This window comes from Bdellovibrio sp. HCB290, from assembly GCF_047305925.1.
Taxonomy (GTDB): Bacteria; Bdellovibrionota; Bdellovibrionia; order Bdellovibrionales; family Bdellovibrionaceae; genus Bdellovibrio.
Genome location: NZ_CP178620.1, coordinates 3,330,390 through 3,342,936 on the forward strand (window position 1 = coordinate 3,330,390; position 12,547 = coordinate 3,342,936).

At 46.9% G+C, this 12,547-nt stretch carries 12 protein-coding genes; 9 read left to right on the forward strand and 3 right to left on the reverse strand.

All coding sequences use genetic code 11. The features are described from left to right. The first annotated feature begins 97 nt into the window (after positions 1-97). The 4 genes from ACLVWU_RS16235 to lspA all read left to right on the forward strand — a co-directional run bounded on the left by ACLVWU_RS16235 (position 98) and on the right by lspA (position 4,914). Positions 98-1,978: an ATP-binding protein gene (locus ACLVWU_RS16235; protein ID WP_413575935.1), complete on the forward strand. Its 1,881-nt coding sequence runs from the start codon at positions 98-100 to the stop codon at positions 1,976-1,978. Continuing rightward, positions 1,971-3,494 carry a sigma-54-dependent transcriptional regulator gene (locus ACLVWU_RS16240; protein ID WP_413575936.1) on the forward strand — a complete coding sequence of 508 codons (1,524 nt, stop codon included), beginning with the start codon at positions 1,971-1,973 and terminating at the stop codon, positions 3,492-3,494. The genes ACLVWU_RS16235 and ACLVWU_RS16240 overlap by 8 nt, the downstream gene beginning before the upstream one ends. 301 nt (positions 3,495-3,795) lie before the next feature. After that, positions 3,796-4,389, forward strand: coding sequence for a hypothetical protein (locus tag ACLVWU_RS16245; RefSeq protein WP_413575937.1), 594 nt, complete (start codon positions 3,796-3,798; stop codon positions 4,387-4,389). A gap of 18 nt (positions 4,390-4,407) precedes the next feature. Next, complete coding sequence (lspA, locus tag ACLVWU_RS16250; RefSeq protein WP_413575938.1) at positions 4,408-4,914, forward strand: signal peptidase II; 507 nt, start codon at positions 4,408-4,410, stop codon at positions 4,912-4,914. 22 nt (positions 4,915-4,936) lie between these two features. On the opposite strand, the gene ACLVWU_RS16255 is transcribed toward lspA, so the two are convergent. After that, positions 4,937-5,464 carry a response regulator transcription factor gene (locus ACLVWU_RS16255; RefSeq protein WP_413575939.1) on the reverse strand — a complete coding sequence of 176 codons (528 nt, stop codon included), beginning with the start codon at positions 5,462-5,464 and terminating at the stop codon, positions 4,937-4,939. Continuing rightward, on the reverse strand, positions 5,461-6,726 hold the full coding sequence (locus ACLVWU_RS16260; protein WP_413575940.1) for a sensor histidine kinase: 1,266 nt from the start codon (positions 6,724-6,726) through the stop codon (positions 5,461-5,463). Before ACLVWU_RS16260 ends, ACLVWU_RS16255 begins: the two co-directional genes overlap by 4 nt. A gap of 160 nt (positions 6,727-6,886) precedes the next feature. Between ACLVWU_RS16260 and ACLVWU_RS16265 the strand changes: the two genes are divergently transcribed. Genes ACLVWU_RS16265 through ACLVWU_RS16280 form a run of 4 tightly spaced genes read left to right on the forward strand, consistent with a single transcriptional unit; the run spans position 6,887 to position 10,244 of the window. Continuing rightward, complete coding sequence (locus ACLVWU_RS16265; RefSeq protein ID WP_413575941.1) at positions 6,887-7,984, forward strand: hypothetical protein; 1,098 nt, start codon at positions 6,887-6,889, stop codon at positions 7,982-7,984. Between the two features lie 9 nt (positions 7,985-7,993). Continuing rightward, on the forward strand, positions 7,994-8,869 hold the full coding sequence (locus ACLVWU_RS16270) for a metal ABC transporter substrate-binding protein (RefSeq protein ID WP_413575942.1): 876 nt from the start codon (positions 7,994-7,996) through the stop codon (positions 8,867-8,869). Continuing rightward, positions 8,866-9,435, forward strand: a complete 570-nt coding sequence (locus tag ACLVWU_RS16275; protein ID WP_413575943.1) for an ATP-binding cassette domain-containing protein — start codon at positions 8,866-8,868, stop codon at positions 9,433-9,435. The genes ACLVWU_RS16270 and ACLVWU_RS16275 overlap by 4 nt, the downstream gene beginning before the upstream one ends. After that, a complete protein-coding gene (locus ACLVWU_RS16280) occupies positions 9,432-10,244 on the forward strand; it encodes a metal ABC transporter permease (RefSeq protein ID WP_413575944.1) in 813 nt (270 codons plus the stop codon). Before ACLVWU_RS16275 ends, ACLVWU_RS16280 begins: the two co-directional genes overlap by 4 nt. 192 nt (positions 10,245-10,436) lie before the next feature. On the opposite strand, the gene ACLVWU_RS16285 is transcribed toward ACLVWU_RS16280, so the two are convergent. Then, complete coding sequence (locus ACLVWU_RS16285) at positions 10,437-11,660, reverse strand: cyclic nucleotide-binding domain-containing protein (RefSeq protein ID WP_413575945.1); 1,224 nt, start codon at positions 11,658-11,660, stop codon at positions 10,437-10,439. 104 nt (positions 11,661-11,764) lie between these two features. On the opposite strand from ACLVWU_RS16285, the gene ACLVWU_RS16290 reads away from it, so the two are divergent. Further along, a complete protein-coding gene (locus ACLVWU_RS16290; protein ID WP_413575946.1) occupies positions 11,765-12,511 on the forward strand; it encodes a prolipoprotein diacylglyceryl transferase in 747 nt (248 codons plus the stop codon). The last annotated feature ends 36 nt before the right edge of the window (positions 12,512-12,547 follow it).

Below are 12,547 nucleotides of genomic sequence, written 5' to 3' on the forward strand. Positions count from 1 at the left end.
CAAAAAAGTAAAGCCTCGCGGCCCAGTACTTTCTGCGACTCAAATCGAAGACAACTGTATTCCAGTTAAATAAATATAAATAGCAGCAAGGGTCCCCATGAAACTGCCAAGTCCGTTCGAGGAGACTTCAAACTCCTCGAAACCAGTGCAATACCGCGTTTATGCGATCAGAGCCATTTTGGCTGTGATCATGGCGTCGCTTATTGCCCAAATCAATTTGGACTATCTGGAATCTTGGCTTTATGACTTCCGCATTCGCTCGGAAATCTTTCAAAGAACTTCGAATAAAATCGAACTTGTCTATATCAAGCCTTCGACCATTCAGCTTTTTAAAGGACAACCGAACGCCAAAGATCAGTCCGCAATCCTCTATAACCTTCTGGCGGCTGAACCTCGGGCCATAGTTTATGACTTCCCGATCGATCAAGCCCAAGGCAGTGAAGAGGACAAAGCTGAATGGGCGAACCTGATTACCACTCATACAAATGTCTTTGTGGCGACGCCGGATACTCCCCTCAAAGGTGAAGAGCGAAGTCTTTATTTGCCTATTCCTTATGACGGTATTCGCATGGTTTCCGCACCAAAGACTTCTGACACCATTAATTTCGCCAAGGACCGCGTGACTCGCAGGATGCTTTTGTCTTACCAAGGTGCCACGATGCTGCCGGTAACTTTGGCATCTCTGTATAATCCAGAGATCAAAGACCTTGAAAATATCCGCGGTCATTTTAATTTTTATGACACTCGCCAATCCTTTATTGATTTCAAAAAGTCAGGATCATTTCCGTCGGTCGTGTTTGATGACCTGGCAAATGGCTCTGTTGACTGGAATCGATACAAAGACAAGATCGTGATCATCGGTACAGATCTGAATACCAGCGAAGCTGACTATATTCTGACTCCGTACAGCCGCATTCCCTCTGCCATGACCCGCATCGAAATGCAGGCGAACATGATCGACACATTGATTCGCAATTCCAGTCCGATACGCATGCCCTCTTACGTGAATTGGATTTTGCTGACTCTGATTTCAGTATTGGCCATTCAAATTGTACTTAGCATGAGCCCGGCAATGGGTCTGTCCATTTTGGTGGGGACCTTAACAGGATTTTCTGCGATTTCCTTTGCCCTGTTCTGGCTGTTTGGATGGTGGATCACGATGGCTGCGCCGTTACTGGCGGGCTTCCTGGTTTACTATTTCTTTATTCCTTACCGTCTGATTATCGAAAACCGCCGCAGCTGGGAGTACTATCAAAAGAATAAACTTTTAAGTCAGGTGGAAGAGTTAAAAACCAATTTTATCTCGATGATGTCCCATGATTTAAAAACTCCGATTGCGCGCATTCAGGGCATGACTGATGTTATTTTGTCAGATCAGGTGACGTTAAGCCCACAACAGCGGGAGGCCGTGGACACCATTAAACACTCCTCTGATGATTTATTGAAATTCATCAGTTCGATTCTGAATTACGGCAAAATCCAAAGTGAAGGTGTCGAGCTTCACATGCAGACCAAGGACATCAACACGATCCTTCAGGAAGTCGTACGCAAGCATGAGTTCCTGGCCAAGGTTAAACGCATTCAGATCGTTTCAGAGCTGGAGCCGTTGTTCCCTATTCGTATGGATCCGGATCTTATGCGTCAGGTTTTGTCGAATCTGGTGGAAAACGCGATCAAGTACAGCCCGGATGACACCAAAATTCTGGTAACCAGCGAAGAAAAACAAGACCGCGTGGTCATTCAGGTATCCGATCAGGGGCCGGGCATCCCAGAGGATGAACTGAATAATATCTTTATGAAGTTCTTCCGCAGCAAGAACGTAAAGAGCACGCAGATCAAAGGTTCGGGTTTAGGCCTGTACCTGGCTAAATATTTTACAGAGTTACACAAGGGTCGCATCTTTGTAGAGTCGAAAGATGGAAAAGGTTCCACATTTACGGTAGAACTGCCGATGGAACAAGGGGGCGTTAATGCTTAAGGTTTTGGTAGTAGACGACGATCAGGGTTTAAGACTGTCCGTTAAAACGGCGCTCACTGCCACACAACGTTTCGAAGTCGATGAAGCTTTCGATGGTATTAACGCCATGGAAAAAATCAAAGCTGGAACGACAAAGTACGACCTTGTTATTCTTGATGTCGACATGCCTCGCTTGAATGGCTTGGAGACTCTTCGTCAAATTAAAGAAATCGATCCAGGCATCATCGTTATGGTGATGACGGCTCACGCGACTTTGAACGACGCTGTTCAAGCGGTTAAAGATGGTGCTTACAACTATCTTTCCAAACCGGTTGCTGGTGACGATCTACTTGCTTTGATCGACAAAGCAGTAAACGCTCACAATTTGATTTCCAATATCGCATTCTCTGCCCCTGTGATGGTTGAAGAAGGTCGCAAGATCATCGGTCACACATCTCAAATGCAGAAAGTATTTAATATCATTCACCGCCTTGCCAAAGTGGACACTCCGGTTTTGATCCGTGGTGCTTCCGGTACTGGTAAAGAGTTGGTGGCGAAAGCCATCCACTTTAACTCTGCCCGCAAAGATGAAAAATTCGTTGCGATCAACTGCTCGGCGATCCCGGAAAACTTGTTTGAATCAGAATTGTTCGGTCACGAAAAAGGTTCGTTCACTGGTGCTGACCAGCGCAAAATCGGAAAGTTCCAATTTGCTGAGGGCGGCACTTTGTTCCTGGATGAAGTGGGCGACATGCCACAGCTTATGCAGGTAAAAATCCTGCGCGTGCTTCAGGAGAAAGTATTCACTCCGGTGGGCTCGAACCGTGAATTCCCAACGAACGTGCGTATTATCGCCGCGACCAACAGACCTTTGGAAGACATGATCAAAGCGGGCTCGTTCCGTGAAGATCTGTTCTATCGTCTAAACGTAGTACCTATATTCCTACCGGCTCTTCAAGAGCGCAAAGATGACCTGGAGCACATGATTACTATCTTCATTAAGAAGTTCAATCAGGCCCACGGTAAACGCATCAATGGAATCACGCCGGACGCAATGAATGTTCTTAAAAAACATTCTTGGCCGGGAAACATCCGTGAACTTGAAAACGTTATCGAGCACGCGTTTGTATTGGAGACCACAAACCTGATCACGATCGCAAGTCTTCCGGAAGCCTTGTTGATTGCAACAGGTACAAACCTGATCGACCTTTCTCCGTTTGAACAGGCTCAGGACGTGGCGTCCGCAGGCATCGTAAAAGCGGCTAAAGCTCATGCGGGCTTGGGTGACGATGAAGATGCGATCGGCAGCGATATCGACTCTCAGGATCTTGAGGGTGAAGAGATCGTTCCATATTCGGGTGAAAACCTGGATTTCAATGCGCAGAAAGAAGCTTTCGAAAAAGAGTTCATCATCAAAGCTTTAAAAACTTTCCGCGGGCGCATCAATCAAACGGCCTTACACGCGAACATTCCTAAGAAGACGCTTTTGCGCAAAATCGAAAAGTACGGCATCATCGCCAAAGACTATTCGTTGTAAAAAACCAGCTAAACAAGCTTCAAAAAAGGCCTTCCCTAATCCGGAGGGCCTTTTATTTTTTATAAGGCAGCAAAGTAAAATGGCCCGGAGATTGGCCATGGGACAGCGAAATCAAGTTAAACTTCGCAATAAAAAATCGGTTTCTGCATCGCCTCTAGTTTATTTTCATAAAGAAGACGCCCAGATCTAGTGTTGCACAAAAAAGCAGCATAATTTGTTTTGCATTGTCGCTACCAAGGACGTTGACTCGAAGTTGTGAAATTTGTAACGTCACTCCCTCGACCCTAAGGAAATTCACTTAATGACTATGAACCCCTTGCCGCCGCAGGCTTACACAAAAGAGACGCTGCTGAAAGCCTATCAATGGCTGATGTCGCAAAACTCTAATATCAAGGAGATCGCAACGACTCCTGATATGCTTGTTAGCCTATTCCTAAAAGCGACCCGCGACGGCGAAAGTGCGTTGGAACGTCCAAGTATCAAGAATTTCAAATCAGAATTGAAAAGTCTGGCGGGATTGATGGGCGAGTTAGACCGCCCTCAACAACAAAGCCATGCTGCTGGTGCGACTTACCACCCTCCGGTTCAACAGACCCTTCAACCTCAAGCTGCGCAAACAATGGCTCAACCAGTTCAGCAGATGGTTCAGCAGGTCGCTCAGCCTGTTGTTCATGTACCTCAAACTCCGACACCTCCGCAAACTCATCAAGTGTCTTACACAGAGAAGACTTTGACTGCGACAACACAATCCACAAATGTGATGGAAGTCTTTGATTGCGGTACCAAATTAATGATTCAGGAAGTCAAAGAAGAGTTCAATTTGAGTTCTGAACTTGAAGCCTTGCGCATGCTGATAAAAATCGGTTATGTGAAGTCTAAAGGCATGCTAAAGTAATTCCCAAGAGGCTCCTACATGAAGAAAAAATACATCTGGCTGCTGGCCATTTCCGGTTTCCTGATTGCACTGGATCAAGTTATTAAGCTCTATGTGCATACACACTTTCACCTTGGTGAATCCGTTGTGGTGATCCCTGACTTTTTCAATCTGACTTACGTAAGAAATTTTGGCGCGGCATTTGGATTCCTGGCAGAAAGCCACCCCTCTTTCCGTGAGTTGTTCTTTCTGACTATGCCTCCGATCGCTTTGATCATCATCCTGGGCATCCTTCGCGGCGTAAAAGATGACGATACAAAACAGATCATTGCCCTATCCAGCATCTTTGGTGGCGCTATCGGAAACTACATTGATCGCGTTCGCTTCCGCTATGTTATCGACTTCCTGGATTTCCATATCTACGGCAAGTGGAGCTGGCCCGCATTCAACGTCGCCGACATGGCCATCGTCGGCGGCGTGTGCTTACTACTGCTTCTGATGTTCCTGGAAAACAGCAAAAAGAAAGAATCTACAGAAGGCGCTTAAAAGGCGCCTTTTCTTTTTCGGACTACTTGTTCGGGATGTTCTTACGAAGCTTGCGCTGCAAGCTCTGGCGATGCAACCCCAGCTTCTTGGCGGCTTGAGTGATATTGCCATTTGAAGATGTCAGCACATAGTCGATGTACTCACGCTCCATGCGAGCCAGGGAAATTTCAGATTCATCGGCTTCAACTGCCGGAGTTTCAACTTCAGCAAAAGCCCTGACAATCATGTCCGGTGTTACTGGCTTCGCCAAAAAGTTTTCCGCCCCCAGCTGCATGGATTTTACAGCCGATGCCACCGAGCCAAAGCCACTCATCATCACCACACGTGCCGTGGGGAACTTCGCTGTCAGCAGCTTGATAAAATCAAGACCGTTGTCGTTGCCGACTCTTAGATCCAGCAATACCCCGTCAGGTGTTTGAATGCGGTTCAAATCCGGAAACTCGGCAAAACTTTGCACGATGAAGTCACGCTCTTCCAATTCCTGATGCAAAACTTCGCGCAGGCGAGTGTCGTCTTCGATCAGCAAAATATTCTTTACGTGTTTTTTCATCCCAGCTCCTCGTAAGGAATTGTCAAACGGGCCGTGGCACCTTTACCGGAAGCACTGTTGCTTAAGGAAAACTCCCCGCCCATGGACTGCGCCGTCATCATCGCCGAATAAACTCCCAGGCCATTCCCCTGCTGTTTATTGGTGTTGAAGGGTTCCCCCAGGCGCTCGATAACTTCTGGGGCTAACCCCGCACCTTGATCAATGACTTCGATGATCACTTCCTGATCATTCTGATGAAGCTTCAAAGTGATTTCAGCCACACCTGCCGAAGCTTCCTTGGCGTTATCCAATAAATCCAAAATCATCTGCGCAAAAGACAAGGGCTGCAGACGGCAGAAAAAATCTTTTTCCACCAGCACCTTGTTAAGAGTGATTTTATTGTCGATCTCCCAGGAACGGACGATGTCTTTAAGGACCGTATTCAAATTGAGCTTTTGCAACTCCCCGTCGGCAGAGGTCATGAACACCCCGGCCATTTTCTGGAAAATGGAAATACATTCATCCAGCGACAATTGCGCCTGCTGAATTTCAGTGTGAGCCGCTACTGGATCGCCCAGCTTGCGGACTCCTCGGTCCAAACGCAGTTTCAAAGAATTTAACGGTGTTGCCATTTCATGGGAAAATCCTGCAGCAAGGGCGCCCAAAGATTTCAGACGATCCGCGCGGTGCTGACGATTTTGCAGACTGCGAATACGCTCTTCCTGTTTTTCCAAAAGTCCCGAAAACAGATGCGCCACAAACCACGCACCCATAACCACAACCCACTGAAACAGAAAATCAAAATACAGGGCACGACGATCGATATTCACCGTCACGGCAGCATCGCGATTCGTTTCAAATTGCAGAATGGCCAACATCACCAGAATTAAAACCGCGAACAGAACACTTCGGCGGCGCAACAGCATGCCACCCAGAAAAGCGTGAAGAGTCAGAACGTAAATATAAGGATTTGCCGCAGATCCGCTTACAAACAACAAGCCAGCCACGGCCAACAAATCCACCAACAGCTGCACAAACAACAACGATTGTTCACGCGAAGCTTTGGGTTTGCTCCAGATTCCTTGAGTCAAACCGTTGAAAACCGCAAGCAAGGCGATCACAGCCATAAAATAAAACAGCTGCTCTTTTAAAAGGTAACCCGCCTTCAGTAAGGGCACCGTCCCCAGCATCATAAAGATCAGTGCAATCCAACGAAAGCGCACGATCCCCTGAATCAGCGAAGAAGAATCCGGCCAGAATGCTTTTATAAGAGAGGAAGACATGGGCTTTTCATAGTCCAGAGCGACTTTCACAGCAAGGAATTGCGTAAATCCGCAACCATCCGCTGCACTGACGCAGTGGCGAATTTCAATTGATTTTCTAAACGCAAATTACTTGCGTTTAATAAACGCCCACGATATGGGTCATCTTCGGAGGATGTCCATGAAACTGACCCTGATTTCCCTTTCGATCTTACTTGCCGGCGCCAGTGCAAGTACCAGTGTATTTGCCCAGACCCAAACAGCTCCTTTGGTGCAAAACCTGAACTTTTCCGCCTCTTTGGATGTGACGGCTCCCTACAATTTTGAAGATGACTCAAATAATAAGATGGGAATTCGCTCGGCCGAATTCATGATCTATGCTCCGATTGATCCCACCTTCGATGCCCTAATTAACTTTGCGGCTCACGATGAAAATGGCGAGTTCCATACAGAAATCCACGAAGGTTATATTTCTTCTTCGAAGCTGATTCAGAATCTGCGCTTTAAAGCCGGGATGTTTTTTCTGGGAGTGGGTCGCCTGAATCAATTCCATCAACATGATTGGCCGTTTATCACGGCTCCGAAAGTTCAAGCTGATTTCTTTGGCGATGAGGGATTGCATGATACGGGTGTGGAGTTCACCTATCTTTTACCAACGGATTCCTACTGGGACATCACCCTGGGTGTCACTGACGGGTACCAAACTGTTTCTGAAGATCACGGCGATCACAGCCACGAAAGTTCTGAAAGACCAACAGCTCCGACTTTCTATATTCGTCCATCGACCTTTATTGATCTGGGCGAAACCGGGGGAATGCAAATCGGTTTGAATTATCTTTCCTCCAGTGACTCTGTCGGCGTCAGAACTGAATTGTCTGGTTTGGATTTTGTCTTTAAGAAAAAGGAAGGCAACTTCAATCGCTGGTTGCTTCAGTCAGAGATCTGGAACCGCGTGCAGAACAGCAACATCACCGAGCGCAGCAACCAAATCGGTACCTATATCTATCCTGAATATGGATTCAGCCCGCGCTGGTTCCTGGGGCTTCGCATGGATGCTTTCACAGATCTAAGCCTGTCCTATGACGATGGAGCTCACCGTGACAATCTTGATTACGCTTTCGTTCCAACTTTGACTTATAAGAATTCAGAATTTGTAACTTGGAGAATCGCCTATACTCATGAAGTAAATAATGTTTCTCAAGAGGCGGATCAGATCAACCGCGTCCTGGAATTGCAATTCATCGCAATCCTGGGTGCACATCCCGCTCACACTTTCTAGGAATTTAAAATGAACAAATTGATTTCAATTTTACTGATTCTGATTTCCGCAAATGCTTTCGCAAAAATCAAAGTGGTCGCAACTTTGCCCGATGTGGCCGAGGTCGTAAAGGCCATCGGTCAGGATAAAGTGGATGTCACTTCCCTTTTGCTGGGTGGAACAGATCCCCATTTCGCTGATGCCCGTCCCGATTATATTTTGAAAGTAAATCGTGCTGATGTGGTTTGCGCTATGGGACTGGATCTGGAAATCGGTTGGCTTCCCAAGGTTTTGGAAAAAGCCGCAAACGCCAAAGTTCAATCCGGTGGACCGGGCTTCTGCGAGCTAGGTCAGGCCATTAAACCTTTGGCAGTTCCAACGGGTGTGATCAATCGCTCTTTGGGGGATGTTCATCCTCATGGAAATCCGCATTTTGCCCTGGATCCTTTAAAACTGGGTGAATCCAGTGCGGAAGTGGTTCGTGTGCTGACAGCCATCGATGGCGCCAACGCCGACTTTTACAAAAAGAACCAAGATGCCTTCGTAAAACAGATGCAAACTCTGCACTCCGAAATTCAAGGCCAAATCAAGAAAGCCAAAGTTATGGAGTACCACAAGGAGTTTACTTACTTCTTCAACTCCTATGGACTTGATTCGATGGGGTCCTTAGAGGAAAAACCCGGAATGCCGCCTTCTGCGACTCGTATCGCCCAGGTCGCTAAGGAAGCGAAGGCCAACAAGGTACAAATGCTTTTTGCCACGGCATCTGCCCCCCATCAAACCCTGGAAAGATTCACCGAGCTTTCGGGAATCCCAGTAGTTGTCGCTCCCTCCTATATTCAATTGAAGGGCGACGCTAATTCAATTGAGGCTTTGCAAAAACTGATAGTAAAATCGATGAAATGAAAAAGCTTTTAAGCGTCGAAAATCTTCAAGCCCTAAGCAGTCAGGGTGTCAAACTTACCCCGGTCGTGAACTTTGAACTTCACTCCGGGGATGTTCTTTTTCTGCGCGGTGAAAACGGTTCCGGAAAAAGTACGATCCTAAAAACCTTGCTGAAACTTCACCCGACATTTACGGGCCGTTTTGATTTCTTGGTTAAGAACGACGAAATTGAATACCTGCCGCAACTGGGAAATCTGAATTTCCATCTGCCACTAAGCCTGGGAGACATGCTGGGGGATTTGAAAACCAACTCGCCTTTGCTGCAGGGATTGGATTTGAACAAGAAGTGGAATACTGCAAGTGGTGGCGAACGACAGAAGGTTTTATTTTCAGCCGCTTTGGCAAAAAAGCCTGCGGTTCTGATTTTGGATGAGCCCTTCAATCACGTCGATCACGAAGCCGGTCTTTTGCTGGAGCAGGGACTTGTGCAATTTATGAGTTCCCACCCGGACAGCGCCTTGATTCTGGTCTCGCACCGCCCGTTTAATAGCAACCATCCACGTACGCGTTATCTGGAGATTCAATGACAGAATTTATTTCTCTGCTGGGAATCTACAAATGGTCCTTGCCCGCAAGCGTGGTGATGGCTGCCGCTTTGTGCCTGGTGGGTGCTCAGTGGACGGCGCGCGAAAAGAGTTCGCAGATTTTTGTTCTGGGTCAGGGATCCTCACTGGGAATCGTGGCCGGTTTGGTTATCAATGTTTTGCTGGGTGCTGACTTCCATTGGATCAGTCTGGCAGGCGGACTGGGTATCGGCGCAGTTACATTGTATCTGTCGGACCTATTGATTCAAACCAAGTCGGATCGCAATCACGTTTACCTGACGATGTTTGTGTCCTTTATGTCTTTGACCTACTTACTGACATCGCTGACTCCGTCCCTGGAAAGCCACATGGCATCTGCTTACTTTGGTGACCTGGCGGTCATGAGTGATGGAGCAGCCCAGCTGTGCATGATTATCGCCGCGGCCTTCATGGTATTTATGCTGATGAACTGGAGAGTGCTGACTCAAGTCAGCTTCCAGTTGGTCAATCAAAGCTGGATTCATCGCAATTGGAAAAACCGCTGTTTTGACCTGGGCACATTGCTGATCACAACATTGGCGATTCAAAGCATGGGTTACTTGTATACGATGGGTTCCCTGTTCATCGCCACGTGCTTTGCATCTGAACGCAGTCGTAACTTACACAACTACACGCAACGTATAGTTTTCATTTCTGTCGTGGGATGTCTGGTGGGATTTATGACTTCTCTGGTTTCCACAAATCTGCCCACAGTACCCTGTGTGATGCTGGGGCAAATCCTGGTTGGTATGCTGACTTACGTGAAGAAATAATGGAAGGACGGTTGAGCCAGGCGCTTTTGACCGTCCAAATTGAACAGACAAATAACTTCCGTGCGCACACCTTGCTTCACATTAAATACGGTCAAATCTGAATTTTCGATAATCTGGTGAAGTCCGCGGCCGGCGCCACCTTTTTTGGTGTTCAGACTGCCCGCAGCTCCCGAATAGCATGACTCCAGATAGTCAATGATGACTTCTTTTTTTTAAAGCACCAAATGGATCCACCACGGCAACGGCTGCCATCACGCCATCTGTGGCATAACGGAACACCGATTGTTGGTGCGTTTCCAGTTGAACTTCCTCTTTACGGCTGACGTGATTGAAGATGGCGTTGCCTTGAGAATCGACTGGAGCATCATAGATCGCATTCATCAGCATTTCTTCAGCTACGGTATTCACCCGATCCACCACAGAAGTACGAACTCCCGCTTTTTTCAGATATGCGCACATATCTTCACGCAGTTTTTCACGCTGCCCGGAATGTGTGACGATCTTCTTTTGTACGTCGACTCCCCAAGTAAGATATTTGTCGACGCCGAATAGATCCTTGTTCAAAAGCTTGCCCAGGGCGGTTAGAACAAAGCGAATGGTCGCATTCTTGTCTTCCGCATCGCGCGAGATGATATTTTTAATGAAGCGGTTTTTTAGAAGAATATTAAGATTTCCCTGAACATCATGACTGGTCAGCAAAATTACATTTGGGCTGAGCTTTTTTTCTTCGACCTGACGAAGAACATCAACACAGCTTTCTTCCCCAATGACCACATCATACTTTCCAGTTTTCAAAAACTCCAACGCTTGAGCAGCGTCGCTTGCGATGTCCAGCTGCACACCTGTGCTACCTAAGGCCATTCTTAAAGGCATTTGCTGTTTTTTATCCGGTTCGATCAACAGGACACTTCCACCAGCCCCACGCTGAAGGGCATTTTGGGCTTCATGCAGCTCGCGATTCAAGATTTCGAACAATCGAGCTTTTTCGTTGGTCTTGATCAGACGCTCGGTCAGAATCAAACAGTAAATTTGGTAAAGTAATGCCTGAAAGCGATCCTTGTCCTTGGGATGAACGTGGGCGAAGTCCTCGTCATTAATAATGAAGCAAGTAACTTCTGTCACTGCTGTCACTGACGTTGAAGCCGGGTTGGTGGTAATCACGCTCATTTCACCCCAAACTTCACCTGCTGTATCAAAAGTGGCCAATACTTCACCAGCCAGAGAAATCTCAAGTTTTCCCGATCTTAGAAAATAAATGTTACGATTTGTCTGTCCTTCTTTAAGAACTACGGTACCCGCAGGATAGACTTCGGCATGCATCATCGCGGCAACTTGCAACAACAAGTCCGTGCTGAAAGATTTAAAAAAGGAGTAGCCCTTAATTTCCTGAACGATATCTGCCGGATGCATTTTCATATGCTACAATTATGTAGTCGGACATCCGTTGATGGGTAGTTTCACTTGAATATTCTTAGGAATTTTTTAAAAATTAAGTCTATCGTCGGTATCTTGGGGGATCTGTGTTTCCAATCATTAAAATATCTTCTGAGGTTCAAATTCCCACTTACTATCTGGTGATCAGCCTGGCTGTAATTATTTGCTTGATGTGGGTGGTTCGCCGCAGCCACCAGCATCACCTGCGCCAGCAAGAAACACTCGACCTAAGTCTTCTGATAATGGTATTTGGGTTTATTGGCGGCCGCCTGTTCCACGTCTTTTACGAGAGCTTTGATTATTACCACGAAAACTTCAGCCGCATTTTTTATTTTTGGGATGGCGGCTTTGTTTTTTACGGAGGCGCCTTGCTAGCTGCCTTCGCAGGAATCACTTATTTATACTTCAAAGCCCATGATCAGTTGGAACAATATCTGGATCTACTGGCCCCAGTACTAGCTTTAGGATACACCCTGGGCCGCATCGCCTGCTTCTTTGCGGGCTGTTGTTATGGCCGCAGTTGCGAGTTGCCATGGGCTATCGCCAACCGTCACCCCACTCAATTGTATGCCGTTGTCTGGGAGCTGGGAGTGCTGTGTGTTTTGCTGGGTCTTGAAAAGTCCCGCGCGCATTATGCATTTTTCAAGATCCCCGGCCGGATTTTCTATGCATGGATGATTCTGCACGGAATAGGGCGTTTGATCATGGAAGCTTTCCGCGCTGACTTCCGAGGACCTACAGTAGAAATGTCCATCTCCACTTGGATAAGTTGGGGGGTCATCATATTCGGTCTGATACTGCTTTCAAAAAAGCCTCTGGATTCAGACCTTTAAACTGTCTCATGTTGAGACTTTCGACAAAAGGTGACA

Excerpts from the sequence above, each read along its gene's own strand:
- ACLVWU_RS16235 (WP_413575935.1), top strand. The coding sequence starts at position 98 with ATGAAACTGCCAAGTCCGTTCGAGGAGACTTCAAACTCCTCGAAACCA.
- ACLVWU_RS16240 (WP_413575936.1), top strand. The coding sequence starts at position 1,971 with ATGCTTAAGGTTTTGGTAGTAGACGACGATCAGGGTTTAAGACTGTCC.
- ACLVWU_RS16245 (WP_413575937.1), top strand. The coding sequence starts at position 3,796 with ATGACTATGAACCCCTTGCCGCCGCAGGCTTACACAAAAGAGACGCTG.
- lspA (WP_413575938.1), top strand. The coding sequence starts at position 4,408 with ATGAAGAAAAAATACATCTGGCTGCTGGCCATTTCCGGTTTCCTGATT.
- ACLVWU_RS16255 (WP_413575939.1), bottom strand. The coding sequence starts at position 5,464 with ATGAAAAAACACGTAAAGAATATTTTGCTGATCGAAGACGACACTCGC.
- ACLVWU_RS16260 (WP_413575940.1), bottom strand. The coding sequence starts at position 6,726 with ATGTCTTCCTCTCTTATAAAAGCATTCTGGCCGGATTCTTCTTCGCTG.
- ACLVWU_RS16265 (WP_413575941.1), top strand. The coding sequence starts at position 6,887 with ATGAAACTGACCCTGATTTCCCTTTCGATCTTACTTGCCGGCGCCAGT.
- ACLVWU_RS16270 (WP_413575942.1), top strand. The coding sequence starts at position 7,994 with ATGAACAAATTGATTTCAATTTTACTGATTCTGATTTCCGCAAATGCT.
- ACLVWU_RS16275 (WP_413575943.1), top strand. The coding sequence starts at position 8,866 with ATGAAAAAGCTTTTAAGCGTCGAAAATCTTCAAGCCCTAAGCAGTCAG.
- ACLVWU_RS16280 (WP_413575944.1), top strand. The coding sequence starts at position 9,432 with ATGACAGAATTTATTTCTCTGCTGGGAATCTACAAATGGTCCTTGCCC.
- ACLVWU_RS16285 (WP_413575945.1), bottom strand. The coding sequence starts at position 11,660 with ATGAAAATGCATCCGGCAGATATCGTTCAGGAAATTAAGGGCTACTCC.